Annotated in this window: 20 protein-coding genes, 7 tRNA genes and 1 pseudogene; 26 read left to right on the top strand and 2 right to left on the bottom strand. The window is 43.1% G+C overall.

The genetic code is table 11. The features are described from left to right. Positions 1 to 140: 140 nt before the first annotated feature. The 20 genes from ACTNA4_RS07950 (at position 141) to ACTNA4_RS07855 (ending at position 15,247) form a co-directional block, all read left to right on the top strand. Positions 141 to 2,264: a glutamine synthetase III gene (locus ACTNA4_RS07950; protein ID WP_427818813.1), complete on the top strand. Its 2,124-nt coding sequence runs from the start codon at positions 141 to 143 to the stop codon at positions 2,262 to 2,264. Positions 2,265 to 2,477: 213 nt separating this feature from the next. Further along, positions 2,478 to 4,592, top strand: a complete 2,115-nt coding sequence (locus tag ACTNA4_RS07945) for a glutamine synthetase III (RefSeq protein ID WP_427807803.1) — start codon at positions 2,478 to 2,480, stop codon at positions 4,590 to 4,592. Positions 4,593 to 4,790: 198 nt separating this feature from the next. Next, the gene (locus ACTNA4_RS07940) at positions 4,791 to 5,255 is read left to right on the top strand and encodes a DUF1700 domain-containing protein (RefSeq protein ID WP_427807801.1); all 465 of its coding nucleotides are present in this window, start codon (positions 4,791 to 4,793) and stop codon (positions 5,253 to 5,255) included. Positions 5,256 to 5,514: 259 nt separating this feature from the next. Further along, positions 5,515 to 5,742 carry a hypothetical protein gene (locus tag ACTNA4_RS07935; RefSeq protein ID WP_427818816.1) on the top strand — a complete coding sequence of 76 codons (228 nt, stop codon included), beginning with the start codon at positions 5,515 to 5,517 and terminating at the stop codon, positions 5,740 to 5,742. 175 nt (positions 5,743 to 5,917) lie between these two features. Next, positions 5,918 to 7,063, top strand: a complete 1,146-nt coding sequence (locus tag ACTNA4_RS07930) for a THUMP domain-containing class I SAM-dependent RNA methyltransferase (protein WP_427807797.1) — start codon at positions 5,918 to 5,920, stop codon at positions 7,061 to 7,063. 4 nt (positions 7,064 to 7,067) lie between these two features. Next, complete coding sequence (locus ACTNA4_RS07925) at positions 7,068 to 7,673, top strand: XTP/dITP diphosphatase (protein ID WP_427807795.1); 606 nt, start codon at positions 7,068 to 7,070, stop codon at positions 7,671 to 7,673. Continuing rightward, positions 7,670 to 8,155: a metallophosphoesterase family protein gene (locus ACTNA4_RS07920; protein WP_427807793.1), complete on the top strand. Its 486-nt coding sequence runs from the start codon at positions 7,670 to 7,672 to the stop codon at positions 8,153 to 8,155. The genes ACTNA4_RS07925 and ACTNA4_RS07920 overlap by 4 nt, the downstream gene beginning before the upstream one ends. A 123-nt stretch (positions 8,156 to 8,278) precedes the next feature. Continuing rightward, positions 8,279 to 8,353: transfer RNA gene (locus tag ACTNA4_RS07915), tRNA-Pro, on the top strand. 8 nt (positions 8,354 to 8,361) lie between these two features. After that, a tRNA-Gly gene (locus ACTNA4_RS07910) sits at positions 8,362 to 8,432 on the top strand. Positions 8,433 to 8,448: 16 nt separating this feature from the next. After that, positions 8,449 to 8,522, top strand: a tRNA-Arg gene (locus tag ACTNA4_RS07905). A 7-nt stretch (positions 8,523 to 8,529) separates the two neighbouring features. Next, positions 8,530 to 8,603: transfer RNA gene (locus tag ACTNA4_RS07900), tRNA-His, on the top strand. Between the two features lie 70 nt (positions 8,604 to 8,673). Then, positions 8,674 to 8,745 (top strand) — tRNA-Gln (locus tag ACTNA4_RS07895). A 4-nt stretch (positions 8,746 to 8,749) separates the two neighbouring features. Then, a tRNA-Lys gene (locus ACTNA4_RS07890) sits at positions 8,750 to 8,822 on the top strand. A 74-nt stretch (positions 8,823 to 8,896) separates the two neighbouring features. After that, positions 8,897 to 8,976, top strand: a tRNA-Leu gene (locus ACTNA4_RS07885). Between the two features lie 222 nt (positions 8,977 to 9,198). Next, entirely contained in the window at positions 9,199 to 10,194 is a 996-nt protein-coding gene (locus ACTNA4_RS07880; RefSeq protein ID WP_427807791.1) for an ABC transporter substrate binding protein, read from the top strand. Between the two features lie 156 nt (positions 10,195 to 10,350). Beyond that, the gene (locus ACTNA4_RS07875; RefSeq protein ID WP_427807790.1) at positions 10,351 to 11,292 is read left to right on the top strand and encodes an ABC transporter permease; all 942 of its coding nucleotides are present in this window, start codon (positions 10,351 to 10,353) and stop codon (positions 11,290 to 11,292) included. Beyond that, a complete protein-coding gene (locus ACTNA4_RS07870) occupies positions 11,292 to 12,095 on the top strand; it encodes an ABC transporter ATP-binding protein (RefSeq protein ID WP_441029548.1) in 804 nt (267 codons plus the stop codon). The genes ACTNA4_RS07875 and ACTNA4_RS07870 overlap by 1 nt, the downstream gene beginning before the upstream one ends. Positions 12,096 to 12,120: 25 nt before the next feature. Then, positions 12,121 to 13,335, top strand: coding sequence for a glycosyltransferase family 4 protein (locus ACTNA4_RS07865; RefSeq protein WP_427807786.1), 1,215 nt, complete (start codon positions 12,121 to 12,123; stop codon positions 13,333 to 13,335). Between the two features lie 147 nt (positions 13,336 to 13,482). Continuing rightward, positions 13,483 to 14,166, top strand: coding sequence for a PHP domain-containing protein (locus tag ACTNA4_RS07860; RefSeq protein ID WP_427807784.1), 684 nt, complete (start codon positions 13,483 to 13,485; stop codon positions 14,164 to 14,166). Between the two features lie 142 nt (positions 14,167 to 14,308). After that, positions 14,309 to 15,247, top strand: coding sequence for a DMT family transporter (locus ACTNA4_RS07855; protein ID WP_441024281.1), 939 nt, complete (start codon positions 14,309 to 14,311; stop codon positions 15,245 to 15,247). On the opposite strand, the gene ACTNA4_RS07850 is transcribed toward ACTNA4_RS07855, so the two are convergent. Continuing rightward, positions 15,248 to 15,430, bottom strand: a complete 183-nt coding sequence (locus tag ACTNA4_RS07850; protein ID WP_427807781.1) for a DUF6472 family protein — start codon at positions 15,428 to 15,430, stop codon at positions 15,248 to 15,250. 247 nt (positions 15,431 to 15,677) lie between these two features. Between ACTNA4_RS07850 and ACTNA4_RS07845 the strand changes: the two genes are divergently transcribed. The 4 genes from ACTNA4_RS07845 to ACTNA4_RS07830 all read left to right on the top strand — a co-directional run bounded on the left by ACTNA4_RS07845 (position 15,678) and on the right by ACTNA4_RS07830 (position 19,108). Then, positions 15,678 to 16,613, top strand: a complete 936-nt coding sequence (locus ACTNA4_RS07845) for a CobW family GTP-binding protein (protein WP_427807779.1) — start codon at positions 15,678 to 15,680, stop codon at positions 16,611 to 16,613. Positions 16,614 to 16,630: 17 nt separating this feature from the next. Continuing rightward, positions 16,631 to 16,873 carry a thioredoxin family protein gene (locus ACTNA4_RS07840; protein ID WP_427818820.1) on the top strand — a complete coding sequence of 81 codons (243 nt, stop codon included), beginning with the start codon at positions 16,631 to 16,633 and terminating at the stop codon, positions 16,871 to 16,873. A 70-nt stretch (positions 16,874 to 16,943) separates the two neighbouring features. Then, on the top strand, positions 16,944 to 17,888 hold the full coding sequence (locus ACTNA4_RS07835; protein WP_427807775.1) for an ROK family glucokinase: 945 nt from the start codon (positions 16,944 to 16,946) through the stop codon (positions 17,886 to 17,888). 155 nt (positions 17,889 to 18,043) lie between these two features. Next, positions 18,044 to 19,108 (top strand): DnaJ C-terminal domain-containing protein, encoded by a 1,065-nt coding sequence (locus ACTNA4_RS07830; RefSeq protein ID WP_427807773.1) that lies wholly within the window; start codon positions 18,044 to 18,046, stop codon positions 19,106 to 19,108. A 49-nt stretch (positions 19,109 to 19,157) separates the two neighbouring features. Here ACTNA4_RS07830 and ACTNA4_RS07825 read toward each other — a convergent pair whose 3' ends face one another. After that, positions 19,158 to 19,604 (bottom strand): helix-turn-helix domain-containing protein, encoded by a 447-nt coding sequence (locus tag ACTNA4_RS07825; protein ID WP_441029543.1) that lies wholly within the window; start codon positions 19,602 to 19,604, stop codon positions 19,158 to 19,160. Positions 19,605 to 19,658: 54 nt separating this feature from the next. On the opposite strand from ACTNA4_RS07825, the gene ACTNA4_RS07820 reads away from it, so the two are divergent. Both ACTNA4_RS07820 and ACTNA4_RS07815 read left to right on the top strand, forming a co-directional pair. Continuing rightward, on the top strand, positions 19,659 to 19,964 hold the full coding sequence (locus ACTNA4_RS07820) for a hypothetical protein (RefSeq protein ID WP_441029540.1): 306 nt from the start codon (positions 19,659 to 19,661) through the stop codon (positions 19,962 to 19,964). Between the two features lie 125 nt (positions 19,965 to 20,089). Next, positions 20,090 to 20,191, top strand: a pseudogene (locus tag ACTNA4_RS07815) (transposase); the annotation flags it as partial. Between the last annotated feature and the right edge of the window lie 46 nt (positions 20,192 to 20,237).

Here is a 20,237-nt window from a genome sequence, read left to right as displayed (position 1 = left end):
TCATTTGGAAAATGGACAAGGATGTCCTATGAAAAATGGTATAAAAGGAGTTTTGCTTAACTGCAAGACTCCTTTTTGATAATATTAGGCAGAGGGATAACTGCCGGAAATAAGAATGAAAGAATCTGAGAGGGAAACATATGAGTAGTGTAGTAAATGTAGCTGATATTTTTGGGGAAAATGTATTTAATGATGCTGTCATGCAGGAACGTCTTCCGAAAAAAACTTACAAGGAACTGAAGAAAACAATTGAAGAGGGGAAAGAACTGGCAGCGACAACGGCCGATGTAATAGCGCATGAGATGAAAGAGTGGGCGATTGAAAAAGGTGCAACTCATTATTCGCACTGGTTTCAGCCGCTTACCGGAGCGACAGCAGAGAAACATGATTCTTTTATTTCTGCGCCCAGATCGGATGGGAAGGTACTGATGGAGTTCTCGGGTAAAGAATTGATTAAGGGAGAACCGGACGCATCTTCTTTCCCGTCGGGAGGACTCAGATCTACGTTTGAGGCAAGGGGCTATACAGCGTGGGATTGTACTTCGCCGGCATTTGTGAAAAAGGATCCAGAGGGGACCGGAGCTATTCTCTATATCCCGACGGCATTCTGCTCGTATACAGGCGAGGCGCTGGATCAGAAAACACCGCTTCTTCGTTCCATGGAAGCAATCAATAAACAATCTATTCGCCTTCTGAGATTGTTCGGAAACACAACTTCTCAGAAAGTGATCCCTTCAGTTGGAATTGAACAGGAGTATTTCCTTGTGGATCGGGATAAATATTTGAAGAGAAAAGATCTGGTGTTTACAGGACGTACGTTGTTTGGCGCAATGCCTCCGAAAGGGCAGGAACTGGACGATCATTATTTTGGAGCAATCCGTGAAAGAATTGCAGCTTTTATGAAAGATGTGAATGAAGAACTCTGGAAAATGGGAGTTTCTGCTAAGACGCAGCATAATGAAGTAGCTCCGGGACAGCATGAACTTGCACCAATCTATGAGCAGTGTAATGTGGCTGTTGACCACAACCAGCTTGTGATGGAGACGCTGAAACAGGTCGCGTATCGTCATAATCTGCATTGCCTGCTTCATGAAAAGCCATTTGAAGGGGTGAATGGTTCCGGAAAACACAATAACTGGTCTTTAGTTACGGATGATGGAATCAATCTCCTTGATCCTGGAAAAACTCCGCACGAGAATATTCAATTCCTGCTGGTTCTGACTTGTGTTTTACGTGCAGTAGATCGGCATGCGGAGCTTTTGAGAGAATCGGCATCGGATGTGGGAAATGATCATCGGCTGGGGGCAAATGAAGCGCCGCCGGCAATTATTTCAGCGTATCTTGGGGAACAGTTGGAGGATGTACTTACACAGCTGATCAATACTGGGGAAGCGGCACACAGCTTGAAGGGCGGCAAATTGCATACGGGTGTGAGTACACTTCCGGATTTTGCTAAGGATGCAACTGACCGCAACAGAACCTCACCATTTGCCTTTACAGGGAACAAATTTGAATTCCGTATGGTGGGTTCCAGAGATTCTGTAGCTGCTCCGAATGTTGTTTTGAATACAATCGTTGCGGAAGCGTTTTCGGATGCGTGTGATGTGCTGGAAGCGGCGGATGATTTTCAGATGGCTGTACACAATCTGATCAAGCAGTATGCTTCTGAACATCAGAGAATTGTGTTCAATGGTAATGGATATTCCGAGGAATGGGTGAAAGAAGCGGAAAGACGTGGCCTTCCGAATATCAAAACTATGGTTGAATCTGTGGAGTATCTGACCACAGAAGATACGGTTCAGATGTTCGAAAAATTCGACGTGTTTACCCGTGCTGAGTTGGAATCACGCGCGGAGATTAAATACGAGACTTATTCCAAAGCAGTGAATATTGAGGCGCGTTCTATGATTGATATTGCAAGTAAGCACATCGTTCCGGCGGTGATCCATTATGTGACTTCTCTCGCGAATTCAATTAATCAGGTGAAACAGGCGAATTCGAATGCGAGCACAGTCGTACAGGACAAATTGCTTGTACAGGCATCGAAACTGTTGACAGATACACAAAATGCATTGGAGAAGCTTATTTCCGTGACGGATGAAGTCGCGAAAAAAGAAATCGGAAGAGAACAGGCGTATTTTATCATGCAGGAAGTAGTTCCGGTGATGGGACAATTAAGAAAACCCGTTGATGAACTCGAAATGATTGTGGACAAGAGCATGTGGCCGATGCCTTCTTACGGGGATCTGTTATTTGAAGTATAATCCATGAAAGTATTGGTGGATATGTTGAAAATCGCATAAGATGCTATGATGATTTGTGAAAAAATCCACAAAAAGGAAAAATTGTCTTGCATTTTTTGAAAAAAGAGTGTATCGTAAACGTATCTAAAAAGCAAATATATTTAGAACATGAACGAGGGCGTTCCGCATAAGGCGGGATGCCCTCACTTTTTGTATCAGGAAAGGAAGGTAGTTATGAGTAGTGAACTGTTTAATGTGGCAGATATTTTTGGCGAAGATGTATTCAATGATACTGTTATGCAGCAGAGACTGCCAAAGAAAGTTTATAAGAAACTGAAAGAGACAATTGAAGAGGGGAAAGAGCTGGATCTTGCAACTGCAGATGTAATTGCGCATGAGATGAAAGAATGGGCAATTGAAAAAGGTGCTACTCATTATACACATTGGTTCCAGCCGCTCACCGGTGTGACTGCTGAAAAGCATGATTCTTTCATTTCAGCACCGCTGCCGAGTGGTAAAGTATTAATGAGTTTTTCCGGAAAAGAACTGATCAAAGGTGAACCGGATGCCTCTTCATTCCCGTCAGGCGGACTGCGTGCCACCTTCGAAGCGAGGGGCTATACAGCGTGGGACTGCACTTCACCGGCATTTGTGAGAAAAGATGCAGGTGGGGCAATCCTCTGTATTCCTACAGCATTCTGCTCTTACACCGGTGAGGCGCTTGATGAGAAGACACCACTTCTTCGTTCGATGGAAGCGATTAATAAAGAATCGATCAGGCTTCTTCGCTTATTTGGAAATACAACATCCAAGAAAGTGACACCATCTGTTGGTCCTGAACAGGAATATTTTCTGGTAGATGCGAAGAAATTCATGCAGAGAAAAGATCTTATCTATACAGGACGTACATTGTTTGGAGCAATGCCTCCGAAAGGGCAGGAACTGGACGATCATTATTTTGGAACGATTCGTCAGAGAATCGCTGCTTTTATGAAAGATGTAAATGAGGAACTCTGGAAACTTGGCGTGGCTGCAAAAACACAGCATAATGAAGTTGCCCCGGCACAGCACGAACTTGCACCGATTTATGCCGAGGCAAATATTGCGGTAGATCATAATCAGATTGTAATGAAGACACTGAAAAAAGTTGCATGCGAACATGGCATGAAATGTCTTCTTCATGAAAAACCGTTTGCCGGTGTTAACGGTTCTGGTAAACATAATAACTGGTCTATTACAACAGATGACGGAATTAATCTTCTTGATCCGGGAAAAACTCCACACGAGAATATCCAGTTCCTTCTGGTACTTGCCTGCATTTTGAAAGCGGTAGATACCCATGCAGATCTGCTTCGTGAGTCTGCGGCAGATCCTGGTAATGATCATAGATTGGGAGCAAATGAAGCACCTCCGGCTATTATTTCTGTATTCCTTGGTGAGCAGCTTGAAGATGTTGTGGAACAGTTGATCAGTACAGGAGAGGCAACACACAGCCTTGCAGAAAGTAAATTGATGACAGGTGTGTCAACACTTCCTGATCTGACAAAAGATGCAACTGACCGAAACAGAACTTCACCGTTTGCGTTTACGGGAAATAAATTCGAGTTCCGTATGGTAGGTTCCCGTGATTCGATTGCAGGCCCGAATGTTGTATTGAACACAATCGTTGCAGAAGCTTTTTCTGAGGCATGTGATGTTCTGGAGAAAGCAGAAGATTTTGATGTTGCAGTACATAACTTAATCAAAGAATATCTGACGGAACATCAGAGAATTATTTTCAATGGCAATGGATATTCGGACGAATGGGTTGCAGAGGCTGAGAAACGCGGTCTTCCGAACATTAAGTCCATGGTGGAAGCAATTCCGGCGCTTACAACTGATAAAGCGGTAGAGTTGTTCGGTAAATTCCATGTATTTACCAAAGCGGAACTGGAGTCCAGAGCTGAGATTAAATACGAGAATTATGCCAAGGCAATTAATATTGAAGCGAAAGCGATGATTGACATTGCTGCAAAACAGATTATCCCGGCAGTTGTGAAATATACAAAGACTCTCGCTGATACTGTAATCGCAGTTAAAGAGGCAGGAGCAGATGCTTCTGTTCAGGAAGAGATGCTTTCTGAAGTGACAGCACTTCTTGCAGAGGCTAAGAAAGCTCTGTCTGCTCTGTCTGATATTACAGAAGAAGCTGCTGAAAAAGAAGAAGGAAAAGTTCAGTCTGAATTTTATCATTTCAGTGTAGTACCGGCAATGGCAGCACTTCGTAAACCGGTGGATGAACTGGAAATGATTGTGGATAAGGAAGTATGGCCGATGCCTTCTTATGGAGATCTTCTGTTTGAAGTTTAAAACTCTGTGGGATAAAGTGGAAATTTTAGAAAAAGCATAGAAAATCATAATATAATTTTAAGACCTTAGACTTGGAAAGTGGAAGCTTTTATGCTACGCTAAGTCTAAGGTCTTTTTTGAAACAGAGAGTGGATTTTGGAAAATGCAGTTTGTTTCAGATGGGATAAAGCCAGTTGGAGAGTATAGAGGAGAACAAGGATGAGCAGAACAGAATTTTTGGAAAAATTAAGAGAAGCACTCGATCAGAATGTTTCACCGCATGTGGTACGGGAAAATGTAGAATATTACGGACGATATATCAATGAAGAGATGAGAAAGGGACGAAGCGAACAGGAGATACTGGAAGAATTGGGAGATCCCTGGGTGATTGCGAAGACGATCATTGACTCCGAGGAAGCGAAGAATGGCGGAGAGTATATTTATGAATCGAACAGTGGATATGGGGCAGCCGGTGGGGCCGGAAAGGATTACAGTACGAACCAGGTGAAAGTGTTCCGGTTTGATACATGGTGGAAAAAGCTGTTGCTTGTGCTGGTTGTTGTGGGTATTATCTGCGTTGTCGTTTCGATAATCACCGGATTAGTCAGCCTGATTGCACCAGTTGTGATTCCGATACTGATCATTATGCTACTGATAAAATTGATAAAAGGATCAAAGGAATAGAAGGGTACAATAAAAGACCGATAGGGGAGCTACCGGTCTTTTGAGGGGAGTATAAATAATTAATAAGGGGTTGTAGAAAGTGTTCTCTCTACAGAAATCAGTATAATATAAACTGGTAAAAAAATCAAGCAAAAATTAAAAAATCTTTAAGGTTCGCATAAAAAGGAAATGCCGGGAGATACTATAGTCTGTACCAGATACAAGCAAGTGGTGCTTGTAGCCGGAAAATGTTTATTAAATCAGGCAGGAGGAATATCAAATGGCAAAGAATTATAGCTCATCAGAGAGCAGCACAAACAAAAATTCGTATTCTTCGTATGGAAACGAACAGAGTAGAAATGCATCAGACAGGAATGCATCAAACAGAAACGCGTCAGACAGGAATGGGTCTAACAAAAATGCGTCAGGAAGAAACGCAGCGGACAAAAATGTATCTGACAGAAACAATGCTGGTCAGAACCGGAATGCGGGAAGTGACAAATACTAGAGTACTGCTGTAAAGGCTGGGGATGTGGTGCCGTTAAACAGGCACTGCATCCCCTGATTCTAATATCATATATAGATAAAAACGTCCAAAGGACGTTTTTTTGTTTGCAGGGAAGTGTTGACAAAACAGTATCAGTAAACGTAATATAGAATGGAAGAAAAACTGGAGGATACACATGGAAAAAATGGAGTTGATTGCACCCTGTCATTTTGGACTGGAATCGGTTCTTAAAAGAGAGGTGCTTGATCTGGGGTATGAAATAGCGTCGGTTGATGATGGAAGAGTAAGTTTCTGGGGAGATGCGCAGGCAATCTGCGATGCGAATATTTTTTTGCGCACGGCAGAACGCGTTCTTTTGAAGGTGGGCGCTTTTAAGGCAGAGACGTTTGAAGAATTATTTGATAAGACCAGAGCTCTGCCATGGGAGAGATATATACCGAAAAACGGAAAATTCTGGGTGACAAAAGCAGCGTCTGTTAAGAGTAAGCTATTTAGTCCTTCCGATATCCAGTCCATTATGAAGAAAGCAATGGTGGAAAGGCTGAAGGAATACTATGGGCTGGAATGGTTCCCGGAAGACGGAGCATCTTATCCGATTCGTGTTTTTTTGATGAAAGATGTTGTCACGATCGGAATTGACACTTCGGGTGTATCACTGCATAAGCGAGGATATCGTCAGATGAAAGTGAAGGCACCGATTACAGAGACCTTGGCTGCCGCTCTTATCATGCTTACACCATGGAAGAAAGAGCGGATTCTGGTAGATCCTTTCTGCGGAAGTGGAACATTTCCGATTGAGGCGGCGATGATGGCAGCGAATATGGCTCCGGGGATGAACCGTTCTTTCCTTGCGGAAGAATGGGATAATCTGATTCCCAAAAAGGCCTGGTATGATGCATTGGATGAGGCAAATGATCTGGTAGATGTGAATGTTTCAGTGGATATTCAAGGCTATGATATTGATGCAGAGGCGGTGAAGGCTGCCAGACAGAATGCGAAGGATGCAGGAGTGGATCATTTGATCCATTTTCAGGAGCGAGCGGTGAAGGATCTGAGACATCCGAAAAAATATGGTTTTATTATCACGAACCCGCCCTATGGGGAACGTCTGGAAGAGAAAAAGAACCTTCCGGAGCTTTATCGCGAGTTTGGAGAAAGCTTCCGACTCCTGGATTCGTGGTCGGCGTACATGATTACAAGTTATGAGGACGCAGAACGATACTTTGGACGCAAGGCAGATAAAAACCGGAAAATATATAATGGAATGCTGAAAACGTATTTTTATCAGTTTATGGGACCGAAACCGCCGAAAAGAGGGTAGAGAGATGAAGATTATTTTTGCAACAGGAAATAAGAACAAAATGAAAGAAATCCGTATGATTCTGTCCGATCTGGGAATGGAGATACTTTCCATGAAGGAAGTTGGAATTGATGTGGAGGTTGAAGAAGACGGAAAGACGTTTGAAGAAAATGCAATGATCAAGGCGAAGGCAATCGCAGGCCTGGATAAAGTTAAGAATATGAATGCGATTGTTATGGCGGATGATTCCGGATTGGAGATTGATTATCTGAATAAAGAACCGGGGATTTATTCGGCGCGTTATGCTGGGACAGATACTTCCTATGATATTAAAAACAGCCTTCTCCTTTCAAGGATGAAAGGGGTTCCGGACGAAGAAAGGACGGCCCGGTTTGTCTGTGCGATTGCGGCAGTTTTCCCGGATGGAAGTCATGAAGTTGTGCGTGGAACGATGGAGGGGAAAATTGGATATGAGATTGCAGGGGGAAATGGATTTGGATATGATCCGATTTTCTATCTGCCGGAGTATGGGTGTACCTCAGCGGAGCTTGCTCCCGAGAAAAAAAATGAACTCAGTCACAGAGGAAAAGGACTCCGCATGATGCGTGAGATAATGGAGAAAAAATTATGAAAATTCTGATTGTGAGTGATACACATGGAAGACATTCAGCGTTTGACAAGGCATTAAAAGAAGCGGGAAAGATTGATGCGCTGGTTCATCTTGGCGATACCGAAGGTGGCGAAGATTACATAGAAGCAGTTTGTGGATGCCCGGCATACGTGCTTGCGGGAAATAATGATTTTTTCTCTGATAATCTCAGAGAAATGGAGGTTGTGTTCGGTACTAAAAAAGCGTTTATGACACATGGGCATTATTATTATGTATCATTGGGCCCGGAGCGGATCATCGAAGAGGGGAAAATGAGAAATGCAGATATTGTCATGTTTGGACATACGCATAAGCCGTTTCTGGAAATGATTGACGGCATGATTGTCTTGAATCCGGGAAGCCTTTCTTATCCTCGGCAGGAAGGAAGAAAAGGCAGTTATATTATGATGGAGATCGAACCGGATTGTGATGTGAAATGCGAGATTAAATATCTGGATAAATAACTGTAAAAAATATTGAAAAATAATAAAAATTATTGTTGACAAGCGAGAAAACATATTATATAATAAATCTTGCGTCACGGGTAGTGATGTTGATCGCAAATGATGAATCATGCGAAGTGTTATCGGGGTGTGGCTCAGCTTGGCTAGAGCGCCTGGTTTGGGACCAGGAGGTCGCAGGTTCGAATCCTGTCACCCCGATAGGTTATGCGGGTGTAGTTCAATGGTAGAACACCAGCCTTCCAAGCTGGATACGTGGGTTCGATTCCCATCACCCGCTTGGCTGAATGCCATATGTGTTTGTAGCTCAGTTGGATAGAGCAACGGCCTTCTAAGCCGTGGGTCGGGGGTTCGAATCCCTCCAAGCACGTTTTATGGTGGGTATAGCGCAGTTGGTTAGCGCGCCAGATTGTGGCTCTGGAGGCCCAGGGTTCGAATCCCTGTATCCACCCTTCCATTTATAGAGGGTAAAAAAAGGCAAGCAGAGATGCTGGCATTTTTTTTATTAAATGGGATTTTATTGGGTCATCGCCAAGCGGTAAGGCACAGGACTTTGACTCCTGCATTCGTTGGTTCGAATCCAACTGGCCCAGGTAAGGGCGTGTAGCTCAGTCGGTAGAGCACTTGACTTTTAATCAAGTTGTCCGGGGTTCGAATCCCCGCACGCTCATGAGTCGGAAAGAAATGATTTCCGGATTAATAATCCAGTTCGATTTAGAGGAAAGCGAGTGGATTCAAGATTATGCGGATGTGGCGGAACTGGCAGACGCGCCAGACTTAGGATCTGGTGGGCAACCGTGCAGGTTCGATTCCTGTCATCCGCAGTTTAGTCGTGATTCTTTGAATAGTCAAGGGGTTGCGACTTTTTATTATCTGAAAATAGTTGTTCTCTGGCCATGAGGGCTGACAGTTATAGATGGGGGCCGGCAAAATATCTTGACTAAATCAGTAAAAAGTTGTATAATCAGACACGTGAAAAAATTTAGCGCGTTAAAGTGCGACGGTTTTACTCTGACAAAGTAAGACAAATGACAGGAGGCAATATTATGAAAATGAAGAAAGCATTAGCAGTGTTTCTTGCAACTGTAATGACACTGGCACTTGTTGCATGCGACGGCAAGTCAACGACAAGTGAAGCAGAATCATCAGGAGATTCCGCAAAGGTTTATAAGATTGGTATTTGTCAGCAGTTGGAACATCCGGCATTGGACCAGGCAACACAGGGATTCAAAGATGCCTGTGAAGAAAAGTTTGGTAAAGACAATGTGACCTTTGATGTTCAGAATGGACAGGGCGAGCAGGCTAACTGTGCTACGATTGCAAATAACTTTGTTGCTGATAATGTAGATCTGATTCTTGCAAACGCAACAACAGCACTTCAGTGTGCAGCGGCAGCAACGGACAGTATTCCGATTCTGGGAACATCTGTAACAGACTATGCAACAGCTCTTGATATTAAGGACTGGAGTGGATCTACAGGAATGAACATTTCCGGAACATGCGACCTGGCTCCGATTGATGAACAGGCTAAGATGCTGGTTGAGCTCTTACCGGATGCAAAGACAGTTGGAATTCTTTTTTGCTCAGCGGAACCGAACTCTGCATATCAGGCAAAATTATTTACGGAAGCTATGAAAGAAGAAGGAATTGAATGTAAAGAATTTACAGCAGCAGATTCGAATGAGATTCAATCTGTCGTCAATTCAGCAATTTCTGAATGTGATGCACTTTACATTCCAACAGATAATACAATGGCTGGAAATACAGAAGTAATTAATAACATCTGCCTGCCGGCTAAGAAGCCGATCATTGCTGGAGAACAGGGAATCTGTTCAGGGTGCGGTATCGCTACTCTGTCTATCAGCTATTATGATATCGGATACAGAGCTGGTGAGATGGCTTACGAGGTTCTGGTAAATGGCGCTGATATATCAACGATGGAAATTGAAACAGCTCCGGAAGTAACCAAGATGTACAATCCTACGATTTGCGAAGAACTTGGCATCGAGATTCCGGAAGGATACGAAGCAATTGAAGAATAGTTTTTGAGAATAACGGAATCTGATTTCCGGACAGGGCTGCCTCTCTGAACAAGTGGGTTTGGAGGGACAGTCCTTTCTTGGGAAATGGAAATAAATCATTACAAGCTGAATTTCTGTAGATTTTGAGGAAAGGAGGCAAAAAGAAAGGAAGAAGACATGGTAACAACGTATTTTGCATCTCTTGATCCAATGTCTCTTGTGCGTGCACTTCCAGGAAATATTGCGCAGGGAGTCATTTGGGGAATTATGGCACTTGGAGTGTATATTACATACCGGATCCTTGATTTCGCGGATTTGACGGTAGATGGATCCCTTGCAACAGGAGGAGCGGTGGCTGTTATGTTGATCCGCGGCGGCATGGATCCGGCACTGGCACTTGCTTTTGCTTTTCTTGCGGGAATGGCTGCAGGATTTGTTACAGGGATACTGCACACCGTATTCGGAATTCCGGGAATCCTGGCCAGTATTCTGACTCAGATCAGTTTGTATTCGGTCAATCTCGGAATCATGGGTAAATCGAATCAGGCAATCAATGTTATGCAGTATGATCTGGTGGCATCTCTTCGATATGTTACCGGAGAAGGAAGGGGTTATTTCTTTCTGAAATTGCTGATTTGGGCTGTTTTACTGATTGCTGTTATTTACTGGTTCTTTGGGACAGAACTCGGAGCGTCCATCCGTGCAACCGGATGCAACCAGCAGATGGCACGAGCTCAGGGAATCAATACTGGGTTCAACAAAGTTCTGGCACTTATGATCTCCAATGGACTTGTGGGACTCAGCGGTGGAATATATGCTCAGTATCAGGGCGCTGCCGATGTCAATATGGGACGTGGAGCAATCGTAATTGGTCTGGCAGCAGTTATTATCAGCGAAGTACTTTTCGGTAAATTCTGTTCAGGAAAGAAAATCGCATTTGCTTTGACTCTTGGCGCAGTATTTGTTGGTGCAATTATTTATTATATTGTAATCGCCTTTGTACTCTGGCTGAAGATGCCGTCAGATTACATGAAACTGTTCTCTGCAGTTGTAGTTGCATGCTTCCTTGCGATTCCTTACATGAAGGAAAAGTACTTACAGAAACGGAGGACAATGTAATGGGATATTTACTTGAAATTCAGGATATACATAAGACTTTTAACCCGGGAACGATCAATGAGAAGGTGGCGCTTGATGGAGTGAATCTGAATCTGAATCCCGGAGATTTTGTTACTGTTATTGGTGGAAATGGTGCCGGAAAATCCACAACATTGAATGCAATCGCGGGTGTCTGGAGTGTGGATAAAGGGAAGATTATTATCGATGGCGTGGATATTACAAAGCTTTCTGAACATAAACGTGCAATTTATCTCGGAAGAGTGTTCCAAGATCCGATGACTGGTACTGCGGCAACGATGTCGATCGAGGAAAATATGGCAATTGCTGCAAGGCGCGGAGAACGAAGAGGGCTTGGCTGGGGCATTACCAGAAAAGAAAGAGAAAGCTACAAAGAGGCACTTCGTGAGCTGGACCTGGGGCTGGAAGAAAGACTGAATAGTAAAGTGGGACTTCTTTCAGGTGGTCAGAGACAGGCGATTACTTTGTTGATGGCGTCTCTTAAGAAGCCGAAACTACTTCTTCTTGATGAGCATACAGCGGCGCTGGATCCAAAGACGGCAGCGAAAGTGCTTGCTATTTCAGATAAAATCATTAAGGAACATCAGTTGACCGCAATGATGGTCACACATAATATGAAAGATGCTATTGCACATGGAAACAGACTGATCATGATGCATGAAGGTAAGATCATCTACGATGTTTCAGGAGAAGAGAAAAAGAAATTGCATGTATCAGATTTGCTGGCTAAGTTCGAAGAAGTAAGTGGCGGCGAATTCGCAAATGATAGAATGATGCTGTCATAAATCGGATGCAGGAGAGAATGATGATATGAGAATATTAAGCGTTACCGCTCAGAAGCCCGATAGTACCGGAAGTGGTATCTATCTGACAGAGCTGGTGAGGGGATTTGAAAAAATGGGACATGAGCAGGCTGTCATAGCCGGAATTGGAAGGAAAGATACGATGCGTTTTCCCGACGGTGTAGAATGCTTTCCGGTATACTTTGAATCTGGCGATCTGCCGTTCCCAATTGCGGGCATGTCAGACGAGATGCCGTATAAAAGCACCAGATATTCTGATATGACGGATGTGATGACAGAGCAGTTTATGAGAACATTTCGCAGTCAGATACGTTATGCAGTGAAGAAATTCAGACCGGATGTAATTTTATGCCATCATTTGTATTTCCTGACAGCAATGGCCAGGGAAATCTGTCCGGGCATCCGGGTATATGGAATTGCGCATGGGTCAGATATCCGGCAGATTAAGAAAAATGCATGGGAGAGAGAATATATTCGGGAACAGATCCGAAAGCTGGATGGTATTTTTGCTTTACATCAGGAGCAGAGCTGGGAAATTTGTGAGTGTTACGGCTGTCATCCGGAGCTGATTGAGGTGGTTGGAACCGGGTATAACAGTGAGATATTCTGCATTGATGAGGAACGTAAGAAACAGAAAAAAGAAGACAAAGTACGAATTATTTTTGCCGGGAAGATTTCTGAGAAAAAGGGAGTAAAAAGTCTGATCCGATCCATGGACAGGGTGGACGAGAAGTTGAAAAAAACAGGAAGAGACGTGGAACTGGTTCTGGCGGGAGGCTATGGAGATGAGGAGGAATTCCGTACGATTCTTAAGGTGGCGGAGGAATGTCCCTGTCAGATAAGATTTCTGGGAAAACTTGCACAAAGAGAACTTGCCGCAGAACTGAATCGAAGCGATATTTTTGTACTGCCTTCGTTCTATGAGGGACTTCCGCTTGTTGTGATTGAGGCACTGGCGTGTGGTCTGCATACAGTGTGTACGGATCTCCCTGGAATTCGGCCGTGGCTGGATAGGAATATACCGGGGAATGGCACTGTTTTTGTAGAACCTCCTTGTATGGTGAATGAAGATGAGCCGTTGGAAGAAGACCTTCCTGAATTTGAAAAAAATCTGGCGGATGCTATTTTGAAAGCGAAGAGTATGCCGCTCCCACAGAAAGAAGGACTGGAAGCAGTGTCGTGGGATGGACTCTGTGAAAGATTGACAGAGTTGATGCGGTAGAAAACTGAATTATAGAGAATATCAATATGTGAAGGAGATATATTGCAAATATCAATTAGCAAGGCTGCATGGTTTCGTGCTAAGATTAGCTTAGTAATTATGCGGAAACAACGAATATTTATTGGCGGTAAATATGGAGGGAACCAGATGTTAATTGATATGCATATGCATGAGATGAGATATTCGGGAGACAGTTTTCTTAAGCTGGAGATTATGGTGGAATTGGCGAAAGCAAGAGGTCTGGATGCAATCTGTATTACAGATCATGATAATATGGGAATCCGGGACTTTGCGGAAGAGTATTCAGAAAAGACGGGTTTTCCGATTTTTACGGGTATTGAATTTTTCTCGCTTCAGGGAGATATTGTGGCAATGGGAATAAAGGAGTATCCCAGGGAAAGAATTCCGGCTCAGGAATTTATTACTATGGTAAAGGAGCAGGGGGGAATGTGCTTTTCTGCACATCCGTTCCGAAATAACAATCGCGGACTGGAAGAGAATCTGAAGTTGGTTCATGGTTTGGACGGAGTAGAAGTGCTGAATGGAAGTACGCTCTATGATGCGAATAAAAAGGCTGCGGAGTACGCCAGAATGCTGGGACTGGCAACGATTGGTTCTAGTGATTGTCATGTACCGGAGAAGTTGGGACTTTATGCGACATTTTTCCCGGAAAAAATTCAGACGGTTGAAGAGCTGGTGAAACAAGTAAAAGAAAGAAAATGCCGTCCGGCTTATTATGCAAACGGCAGTTATCATCTCTGGGATATGGAAAGTCCGATTGACGCGCCGTTTGTAATCCGAGATCAGTCGTCTGTGGCTTGTGCAGGATAGAAAATTTATTTTCGTACATTTTTGCTTTGCGTTGAAAGTCATAGAATTCTGTGGTATGATAAAAAATGAATAGAAAAACGAAGAGAAGCCGGGAGTTTTACTTCCGGCTTTCAAAAATTTTGATGGATAAGGAATGAAAAGCATGATGAAATTAAAAGAAAGTACAATGAGAAAGACATGGGTAGTATGCCTGCTTGCCATGATCTGTTGTCTGTTATGGGGAAGCGCATTTCCATGTATCAAAGTTGGATATAAGTTGTTTCAGGTGGATTCGACTGATACGGCGGCACAAATATTGTTTGCGGGATGCAGATTTACACTGGCAGGGGTGCTCGTGATTCTGTTTGGAGCCGTTCTCCAGAGAACATTCCTGAAGCCGGGAAGAACAGCAATCGCAAAGATCATCAAGATTTCCCTGCTTCAGACGGTACTGCAGTATTTCTTCTTCTACGTGGGGCTTGCACACACAACAGGTGTGAAGGGGTCTATCGTAGAGGCGTCCAATGTGTTTTTGTCGATTCTTGTATCCAGCATGTTGTTCCGCATGGAGAAACTGGATGCAAAGAAAATAATCGGATGCATGATCGGCTTTGCAGGAGTGGTGATTATTAACTTGAGCGGAAACGATGTGAGTATGAGCTTTAACCTGATGGGGGATGGATTTGTATTTATTTCCGCACTCGCTTATGCGTTTTCCTCAGTGTTGATCAAGAAATATTCTCAGACGGAGAATCCGGTTATGCTAAGCGGATATCAGTTTCTGCTTGGTGGAATCATTATGGTGGCAGGAGCGACTGCGGCGGGAGGCCGTCTTACGGCGGTTAGCGTAAAAGGCGGGATGCTCCTCCTTTATATGGCACTGATTTCGGCAGTCGCTTACACATTGTGGGGAATTCTTCTGAAATATAATCCGGTTTCTAAAGTGTCAATTTTCGGATTTACCAATCCGGTATTCGGAGTAATTCTTTCGGCATTGATTCTGGGAGAAGGAAGTGCGTTTGGAATGAGTGGGGGGATTGCACTGGTTCTGGTATGTGCAGGTATTTTTATTGTAAATTGGACAAAACCGGAAAAAGAATAGTTACATCTGTTTGCGTACGACGCGATATTCATCACCACAACGATAATAAGGACACTGATAGCTGTGGTCTGTCATAAAACGCACCATCTCGTCCTCATCCAGATTCCGGTCACAGGTGTAACATTCATAATCGTCATCATAGATGTAATAAGTGCAGGTATCGCAGCAGCTTGCTTTAGTCATGGATAAATCTCCTTTCAAGTATGCCGTCAGATGGCAGAGTTAAAGAATCATAGTTACTATAAAGATATTACACAGGAAAAAAAGGAAAGTCAATCATGGGCTTTCTTTTTTTCTAATCATATTGAAAAGATTCTATGTATGTGATAAACTAATGTATAGAAATGCTTCAATGTGAGAATGAGAGCATAAGAACAAACTGGCAGGATAATCTGTATAACTAATAAAAAGAAAGGTAGTGTAAAGGAAAATGGGGAAAACAAAATTGTACATTCTGACCGGATTTTTAGGATCCGGGAAAACTACGGTATTGCAGAAAATATTGGAAAAACTGGAAGGAAAACGAACAGGAATCATTCAGAATGAATTGGGTAAGCTGAGTATTGACGGAACCGTTTTAAGAGATGATGATATCAAAATGGTTGAGCTTACGCGCGGATCGATTTTCTGTAGTTGTCTGAAGCTTTCATTCGTACAGGCTTTGACAGAAATGGCAAAGGAAGCGTTTGATTACCTTTTTGTAGAAAGTTCCGGATTTGGAGATCCGTCTAATCTGGAAGAAATTCTGGAGGCGGTAAGAATCACGGCAGGCGGAGATGTGTATGATTTTCAGGGAACCATCTGCCTGGTTGATTGTGTGAATTTTATGGATCAGATTGTTGATCAGGAGACGGTAGATCGTCAGTTGAAACATTGTAACCTGGCGGTTCTTACAAAAACAGACTTGTCGGATGAACAGAAAATCATGGAAATCTGTGGAAAAATTCGGGAAATCAATCCGGTATGTCCGATTGTACAAAGTGAAAATGGTAATTTGAGTCTGGATTTTCTGAATCAAGATCTGCTGAAATATCAGTGGGCAGAGTGTGAAGAGACGACAAATTCTGTTGAAACGAAACCGAAGACACTTTATATGGAATTTGAAGGTGAGGTCGCGAAGGAAAGTCTGGATGAATTCCTCAGAACGATGTCACCGGATGTGCACAGAATCAAAGGATTCTTCCAAGTGCAGGAGGAAGGATGGCAGAAAGTAGATGTTGTTGGAAAGAAAATTGATTATGCACCATATGAACCCCAGGAAAAGTCACAGCTTGTTTTTATTTCTAAGATTGGTACGGCGGTGATCAAGAAGATTTTTGCTGCCTGGGAAGATAAAGTAGGATTACCGATGAAATTGAAGAACTAGAATGCGGGAGGTTGCTTATGAATATTAAAGTGATAGGGAGCGGATGCGACAAATGCGATAAGGTCTATGCATTGGTGCAGGAAGCAGTGGAAGAACTGGCACTGGAAGCAGAGATTGAAAAGGTAGAAGATCTGATTGAAATTGTAAAACTGGGAGTAATGTCTGCGCCGTCCATCATGATAGACGGAAAAGTGGTTATCAGTGGGCAGGTGCCGACGAAAGAAAAAATAAAGAAAATTTTGGAACGTGTGATGTTGTAAAGGCATTGTAAATTCCAGGGGTTTTTTTGTATAATGTGAAGAAGAAATATTCAATAGGAGGACAGGGGCTATGAAGAAATATATTTTTGGTGTTGACCTTGGAGGAACGACGGTTAAGATGGGATTATTTTTATCTTCAGGAGAATTGTTACATACCTGGGAGATACCTACCAGAACTGAGAAAGGCGGAAAATATATTCTGGGAGATATAGCGGACTCCGTGATTGAAACCTTAAGAGAAAGAGAAATCAGTAAAGACGATGTGGAAGGAATCGGAATCGGTGTTCCGGGACCGGTAGGAGCAGACGGAACTGTTTTCAAGTGTGTGAATCTTGGATGGGGTGTGTTCAATGTGGCTGACCGTCTGCAGGAATTGACCGGATTGAAAGTGAAAGCGGGCAACGATGCCAATGTTGCAGCTCTGGGTGAGATGTGGCAAGGAGGCGGTAAAGGTTGTCACAGTATTGTCATGATCACGCTCGGAACCGGAATCGGAGGAGGAATCATCCTGAATGGAGAGATTCTTTCTGGAACAAACGGAGCAGCCGGTGAAGTGGGACATATTCCGGTTTGGGATGATGAAACAGAAATGTGCGGATGCGGAAAGAGAGGATGCCTGGAACAGTACGGTTCGGCAACGGGTATCGTCCGTGTGGCGAAAAGATATCTTAAGGCGCATGATGAGCCAAGTATTCTTCGGCAATATGATGACTTCACTGCAAAAGAAGTCTGTGATGCTGCGAAAGAGAATGATGCTATAGCGATTGAAATCCTCGATCTGGTGGGCAAAACACTCGGCAAAGCATTGGCGTGTATTTCATGTGTAGTGAATACGGAAGCTTTTGTTATTGGCGGCGGAGTATCAAGGGCAGGAAGTGTACTCTTGGATCCTATCGAAAAATATTTTAAAGAATATGCATTCCATGCATCAAGAGATACCGAATTTAAGCTTGCCACATTAGGAAATAATGCAGGAATCTACGGCGGAGCGAAGATGATTGCGGGGAATGAGTAAATTATAATTTCAGAACTGTATTGAGCAGAGCGGGAACGAATTCTGTTAGAGGAATCGTTCCCTTTTCTAATGAAAAAAATTCAGAATTTTTAATTCTTGTGTTGACTTCCTTGAAAACGGGTGTTATATTACAAATAGAACAGAGGTGAGTGGATATGGGAACAAAAAGAGATTATTATGAAATACTTGGAATTAATAAAAATGCAGATGCTGCCACGATTAAAAAAGCATATCGTAAACTGGCCAAGAAGTATCATCCAGATACCAATCAGGGAAATAAAGAAGCAGAAATATGTTTCAAGGAAGTCAATGAAGCGTATGATGTGCTAAGTGATCCGGAGAAGAAGAAAGTTTATGACAGATTCGGACATGCAGGTCTGGATGGAAATACAACTGGTTATAATCCTTATGGCAATGGATTTAATGGAAGCTATAGTGGCTCATACCGTGATCCGAATGGAAATTATCGGGAATACCATTTTGAAGGAAGCAATATGGATGATATTTTCGGAGATGTTTTTGGAGACATGTTCCGAGGAAATACAGGAAGTGGCTTTGGAGGCCAAAGCTTTAGGGGAAATGGAAGCAGATTTTATGAAGGAGGTTTTGGAAGGGGAGGATTCCGTCAGGAGGACTTCCGGCAGAAAGGTGAAGACTACCATGCAGATATTTCTGTCAGCTTTGATGAGGCATTTCACGGGTGTGATAAGATTATTAGTCTGCAGGAACAGGGAACACAAGGTCAAAAAGTACGGTCCCTTCAGATTCATGTTCCTGCAGGAATGGAAGATGGCAAAAGTATTCGCCTGAAAGGAAAGGGTATGCCTGGAAGCGGTGGCGGAGAACCGGGAGACCTGCTTCTTAAAGTGCATGTCGGGCAGAAAGCAGGATTTGAACGAAAAGGAGCAGATATTTATACTACAGTCAATATTCCGTTTACAACAGCGGTGTTTGGTGGAGAAGTGACAGTGCCTACCGTGGATGGGCGTGTTGTGTGTAAAATACGGGAAGGAACACAATCGGGAAGCAAGATCCGTCTGAAAGGAAAGGGTGCCGTTTCTATGAAGAATCCAACTGTACATGGTGATCAGTATGTCACGGTGCAGATCCAGGTGCCATCTCCGGGACAACTAAGTCCTGAAGCAAGGCAGAAGCTGCGTGAGTACAGTCAGGCTTTGAGTGGAAGAGAAAAAAGTTGTGGCAGCAGCAGTGCTGCATAGGAGAACCGTCACACGGGCAGGCAATATGATCTGTCAGTGTGACGGTTTGCTATTTTTGATTCATAAAGCTTTTTCGATATTGGGAAGGAGAAACTCCGACAATGTGCCGGAACATTTTGGAAAAAGCCAGAGCGTCATTATATCCGACGCTTAATGCGATATCCTGAATAGAATCGGTGGTTTCCTCCAGGAATTCTTTCGCTTTGTCCATGCGGTACTGCAATAAATATTCTTTTGGTGCCAGATTCAGATTTTGCTTAAAAATGTTAAATAAATAAGAACGTGTGATTCCGATGTAATCTGCGATATCTGAGATCTGGATATTACGGTTATAGTTAAATTGTATAAATTGCAGAGCATGCTCAAAGTAAGTGCTGCTTGAGTAGTCATACTGAGGTTTTTCCGGTGTTGAAGTGGAGGCTTGTTTTGATTCTGTAAGTAAAGCAAACAGATGAAACAAAGTCCCGCATCTTTTCAATTCGTTGGTAAGCGTCATCTGGTGAGCTTCCAGCATTTCGTATATTAAAGCACTGAATTTTTCCGGGGGAAGATGTCTAAAAAATCGAAGATAATCATTTATGTATTATTGACACTTGTTGCAATCTACTTTTTGTTCCCTTTCATCTATATGTTCTTTTCTGCATTTAAGACAGAGGCAGAAGCAGTAGCATATCCGCCGAACTTTTTCCCGGAGAACTGGAACTGGGGGAATTTTATTGATGCGTGGAAGGCGCAGCCATTCGGAAAATTCTTTTTGAATTCCTTAACGGTAACCGTACTTTCTGCGGTGGGATCTATGGCTTCAGCAGCCGTAGTTGCTTACGGATTTGCCAGATATAACTTTAACAAGATATAGCAAGAATTCTCCCACCTCTTTAGGTGGCGAGATGAATTGCAAAAAAATACGAGAGAACACTTGTTCTAATGTGCCAGATGTGGTACAATATAATCAGTCGAATAAAAGAAAGGATTGATTATAATATGGATTTGGATAATAATGCACATTCAGTATTTTTGCTATATTATCATTTGATTATGGTTGTGAAATATCGCCGGAAAGTGATAGATGATGTAATATCAAACAGGTGCGAGCTGCGAAATCAGCATAGCTGATTTCCCCTAGTGTGCG

It is taken from the genome of Bariatricus sp. HCP28S3_A7 (genome assembly GCF_052066375.1).
Taxonomy (GTDB): Bacteria; Bacillota; Clostridia; order Lachnospirales; family Lachnospiraceae; genus Allocoprococcus.
The sequence above is the reverse complement of the archived record's forward strand: the minus strand, read 5'-3'. Positions and strand labels throughout refer to the sequence as shown.